The organism is Planctomycetia bacterium (assembly GCA_034440135.1).
Lineage (GTDB): Bacteria > Planctomycetota > Planctomycetia > Pirellulales > JALHLM01 > JALHLM01.
In genome coordinates, this window is sequence record JAWXBP010000465.1 from 1 (window position 1) to 4,058 (window position 4,058).

Here is a 4,058-nt window from a genome sequence, read left to right on the forward strand (position 1 = left end):
GACGATACCCGTCCCGGCGAGCGGCACGCCGATGACGTTGAGCGTGCCGGAAGCGAATAATTCCACTCCCCCATCGCCGCCGTCGGCAAAGCCGACATTCATCCCTAGCGTCATCGTGCCGGAGATCATGCCTTGCACGTAGGTATTCGTCAGCGTGCCGGCAGCGGAGATGGTGAATCCTTGGTTCCAGGTGAAGTTGCCGTTCTGAGCGGCTGCTTCCACTTTCGAGCGGGTCGAATCGAGCGTCACTTGCAGCGGCGAGTAGAACAGCGGATTGTCGACCAGTTCGAGCGGGTCCTCCACTTCGAAACGGTTGTCGCCGAAGTTGATCCCCCCTTTCTAGCCGGTGAGGATGAAACCAGTGCGATCGCCGATCTGCGCGACCACCGCGGTTCCAGCGCCAGGTACGACGGTGCCGATCACCGCGCCCACGAGCATTCCAATGGGGATCGGCACGCCTGCGAAGAGGCGGCCCAGCACCGGGCCGTATTGCGTGACAATCAGTTCCACGCCGACGCCGACGTCCGAGTAGGCGACCTGCCCCAGGATGCGTCCGTACATCGCCTTTTCGTCTCGGACGCCGTCGCCGTCGGCGTCGATATCGAGCAAACCGAGACCCAATCCGCCGCCGATCGTGAGCCCGCCCAGGTCAATCGACTCAATCGCAAACTCTGCGAGTTCCAAGTTGCGAATCGGGAACTCACAATGATTGAAAAGGTCGAGGCCTAATGCAAAGTGGAACGTGCCCGTCTCCACGCGCCATTCGCCCGAATTGATGACGTCGACGCCGCTCGCGAACGTGGTCGTTCCGCCGGTGGCGCCTTTGCGGATCTGTCCTGAGTTGACGACGCGGGCTTGCGCGGTGCGGGCGCTGACATTCTGATCGACTTCAATCTCCAACGTGGCGGTTGGCCCCAGCGACAACAGGCCGCCCAGCGCAATGCCCCCGCCAGTCCACAGGCCGTCGCCGTCGAGGATCAGCGAGCCGTCCAGAGTGTGGCTGGAGGAGGAGCTGATAGCGAACGTCGCGGCAGGATCAACTTCCAACTCCGCGCTGTGATCGATCGTGCCGGCCTGCCAGTCGAAATGGCGACGAATCGTAGCCGTGCGCGGACCAAAAACCGTGGCGAACGAACGCAGCGTTAGACTGTCGACGTCGGCATCCGCCTCGACGTGAACGTCGCCCGTGGCGGAGCCGCCCACGCGTAGCGCTCCGTCCCCCAACACGCGACTGCCATCCTGCATCCGAAACGTTCCCGCCACGTCGACAAATGCGCCGGCCGCGATCAGCACATGGCCGCTTATGGTCGAAACGCCATCCAGATACAGGATCCCCGTTTGTACGTCGACCTTTCCGGAATGGACGAACGCCGTTGTGCCGCTGAAGGTGGTAAAGCCGGTCGTGGTCGTTTTGCGCAGCGTTCCCTGATTCACGACCTGCGCCGGACCAGTTCGCGTCGAGATCGTTTGATCGGACACGATTTCGAACGCACCGCCTGACTCGATGAGCAACGTCCCGCCCAGGCCGATCCCGCCGCCCGTCCATTGGCCGCTGCCCTGAACCGTCAATTGGCCGTCGAGCGTATGGCTGGAGCCGGTGCTGATCAACAACGTGGCCTGTGGTTCCGTGACCACCGTGGCCGTTGCATCAATACTGCCCCCTTGCCAGTCGAAGTGCTGCTCGATCTGGAGCGCCTTGGGGCCAGCGATGGTTCCGAAGGTCCGCAAGCTGACCCGATCGACCGCAACTTCATCTTCCACACTCAACACGCCGGTTGCGCTGCCGCCAATCCGCAATACTCCGGCTCCGGTCACTTCGGCCGGACGGCGCACATTGATGTTCGCAGTCACGACCAGTTCGGACGCCGTCGCAATGTTCACCCTTCCCGGATGAAACCGTCTCCGTCCAGTCCGAGGCTTCCGGACAGAATACTGGCCGGGCCGGTCAGCTCAAAACCTCGGATCGTCGTCCGCGTTCCCGCCGCATAAGTGAACGTGGCGGTTGCGGCGATGACGGTCTTGCCGGACCCTGTGAAATTGCCGCCAATCCAGTCCAAGGTCTCGCCAATCGCTACGCCCCCTGCGCCGGTAACGGTTCCATTCGCGATATTCAGATCGCGGACCGTGGAATCCCGTCCCACGGACAGCGTTCCGCCCGTAACGACGAGCGACTCCTGACTCGTCAACACGTTGACCGTCGCGGTACCACTCCGCAACGTCACCGTTACGTCGGCCCCTGGGCGATCGATGATGACGTCGTCCCCCGACAGCGGCACAGCCCCCGTGCTCCAAGTGCCAGCCACGTCCCAAAACCCATCCCGATCGACCGCCCAGGACACCGTGGCCAGCAGCGTGCGGAACTCCAGTTCCTCGAACCAGATTCGGCGTCGCCGTGGCAGACGCGGCTTTGCCGCCGGCCGTCTCAGGCGGTCCCCTGACGTGTTCCTACCGAGATGCTTTCTCATGGCTGGCCTCGTATTCGTGTCGCTGGCGCCTCGCGGACGCGGGATCAGCGCGCTATATCTCCGCGGTGTCTCCAACAGAAGTACTGCGCGCCGACCTCGCGTCGGGACAGGAATTTGAGAAAGAATTTCCGATTGGAGCGCCCTGAGCGGCTGGTTGCCCTGCGGCTACCAGTCCAGGCCCAGAGCCGCGAGCTCACTGCGGATAAGTGCCAGGTCCCAGAGATGGACCTCCCCTGACATTGTCCCGGCAACCAGCCATCGCCCTTGGGGACTCAGGTGCAGGGATTGCAGGGACGAGAAGGCGGGGAGCGCAAATCTACCGAGTTCTTTTCCCGATTCGGCGTGAACGAGCTGAACGGTGTTGCCGTTGAGCGCGAGCGCCAACCATTGTCTATCCCCGGAGAAACTCGCAACGCCCGACGGAAGCCTGGTGGACTCGCAGGGGAGCGCGCGATACACCTGCCACGAGGTGGTGTCCCATTGCAGGTATTCCAGTCGGGCCCGTTCACCTTCTCCGCCTGTGATCAACCAGCGACCGGAGGGATCGGTGGCGACGCACGAATTGGGGACGTCAGCCAACGTCTGAAGCAGTTTCCCGGAATGGGCATCCCAAATCCGCACGTCACTTCCGTGCCAGTTTCCGCTGGCGATCCATTGGTTCTGCGGATCCACCGCGACGAAGCGCAGTCCGCGATGCGCGCCGGTCGCCGTAACCTCATGCGACCCCCCGGTCTCGATCCGGCGGACTCGCGAATCGCCGTAACAAGCGACGAATAGCCCGTCGCCCGCCGAAGAGAGCGCCAAGTATTCTGGTCGCGATGCCGCCGCCAACAGGGTTTGCGGTTCACTGAGATCGATCGCCTGGATCAACCCGTCTGCATGCATGAGTTTCACGGCCCGAAGCTGAACGCCCGCTTCGCCGCCGGTGAACAACCTCGAATTCTGGGAGTCAATAACTGTCGAGACGGCGCTCAATGGAACATGCGCCAATTCCAGTCCGTCCGGCAGTCGACGCACGCGAACGCCATCCTTCTGCATCGACGAAGAGATTAGCAGTTTCTCGGTCCTGTCGATAACCACGTCCGTGACCTTGGCGGCGAATTCATTGCGCCACGTGCGACAACAGGAGGAGAACGAAAACTCCACCTGTCCCACTTGCCCACCCGCCGCGGGCACAGGGATCGCGTTTCCGTCGCGAACAAACTGCATGGGACCGACAATATCATCCCGTTCTAGCGTTACGAATAACAGTTGAGCGCCGCTAGCGACGTGCCAAAGCCTGAGCGTGGCGTCCCAACCATAGCTGGCCAACAATTGTCCGTTGGTGTGAAACGCTACGCGTGCGGGCGTTCCTTGATGACCGACAAACACGCGCTGCTGCTGCCCGTCCTGCACGCGCCAAGTGTACAGATTGCGGTCTTCGCAACCGCAGACTAGCAACTTGCCGTCGGAGCTCCAATGGATCGACCGCACGCCGGCGGGATGCCGAAAAACTTTCGGTTCTTCACCCAATTCCGGGGAAAGCCTGGCGGATTTTGAGAAAGAAGTAGTTGTCGTCTCGGTAGCCGTAGGCCATACGTTTGAGGACTTTGA

At 62.0% G+C, this 4,058-nt stretch carries 4 protein-coding genes; all 4 read right to left on the reverse strand.

Features of this window, described 5'->3' with window-relative positions; genetic code table 11:
- A partial coding sequence (locus tag SGJ19_26605) for a hypothetical protein (GenBank protein MDZ4783835.1) occupies window positions 1–303 on the reverse strand: 303 nt, incomplete at its 3' end.
- Between the two features lie 36 nt (window positions 304–339).
- Window positions 340–1,851 (reverse strand): hypothetical protein, encoded by a 1,512-nt coding sequence (locus SGJ19_26610; protein MDZ4783836.1) that lies wholly within the window; start codon window positions 1,849–1,851, stop codon window positions 340–342.
- A gap of 26 nt (window positions 1,852–1,877) precedes the next feature.
- Window positions 1,878–2,465 (reverse strand): hypothetical protein, encoded by a 588-nt coding sequence (locus tag SGJ19_26615; GenBank protein ID MDZ4783837.1) that lies wholly within the window; start codon window positions 2,463–2,465, stop codon window positions 1,878–1,880.
- 165 nt (window positions 2,466–2,630) lie between these two features.
- Window positions 2,631–3,977, reverse strand: a complete 1,347-nt coding sequence (locus SGJ19_26620) for a hypothetical protein (protein ID MDZ4783838.1) — start codon at window positions 3,975–3,977, stop codon at window positions 2,631–2,633.
- Window positions 3,978–4,058: the final 81 nt, after the last annotated feature.